Annotated in this window: 1 protein-coding gene; it reads left to right on the top strand. The window is 53.6% G+C overall.

Annotation, left to right across the window (positions count from 1 at the left end):
* A partial coding sequence (tuf, locus tag ACWWFX_RS25275; RefSeq protein WP_327622037.1) for an elongation factor Tu occupies positions 1-1,010 on the top strand: 1,010 nt, incomplete at both ends.

Below are 1,010 nucleotides of genomic sequence, written 5' to 3'. Positions count from 1 at the left end.
CCGGAAGAAAAAGCTCGTGGTATCACCATCAACACTTCCCACGTTGAATATGACACCCCGACTCGCCACTACGCGCACGTAGACTGCCCAGGCCACGCCGACTATGTTAAAAACATGATCACCGGTGCTGCGCAGATGGACGGCGCGATCCTGGTTGTTGCTGCGACTGACGGCCCGATGCCGCAGACTCGTGAGCACATCCTGCTGGGTCGTCAGGTAGGCGTTCCGTACATCATCGTGTTCCTGAACAAATGCGACATGGTTGATGACGAAGAACTGCTGGAACTGGTAGAAATGGAAGTTCGTGAACTTCTGTCTCAGTACGACTTCCCGGGCGACGACACTCCGATCGTTCGTGGTTCTGCTCTGAAAGCGCTGGAAGGCGAAGCAGAGTGGGAAGCGAAAATCATCGAACTGGCTGGCTTCCTGGATTCTTACATCCCGGAACCAGAACGTGCTATCGACAAGCCGTTCCTGCTGCCGATCGAAGACGTATTCTCCATCTCCGGTCGTGGTACCGTTGTTACCGGTCGTGTAGAACGCGGTATCATCAAAGTTGGTGAAGAAGTTGAAATCGTTGGTATCAAAGAGACTGCTAAGTCTACCTGTACTGGCGTTGAAATGTTCCGCAAACTGCTGGACGAAGGCCGTGCTGGTGAGAACGTTGGTGTTCTGCTGCGTGGTATCAAACGTGAAGAAATCGAACGTGGTCAGGTACTGGCTAAGCCGGGTTCTATCAAGCCGCACACCAAATTCGAATCTGAAGTTTATATCCTGTCCAAAGATGAAGGCGGCCGTCATACTCCGTTCTTCAAAGGCTACCGTCCGCAGTTCTACTTCCGTACTACTGACGTGACTGGTACCATCGAACTGCCGGAAGGCGTAGAGATGGTAATGCCGGGCGACAACATCAAAATGGTTGTTACCCTGATCCACCCGATCGCGATGGACGACGGTCTGCGTTTCGCAATCCGTGAAGGCGGCCGTACCGTTGGCGCGGGCGTTGTTGC

The sequence above is a fragment of the Pseudocitrobacter sp. 2023LY-00077 genome, from assembly GCF_055796175.1.
This window is presented reverse-complemented; position numbering and strand designations above follow the sequence as displayed.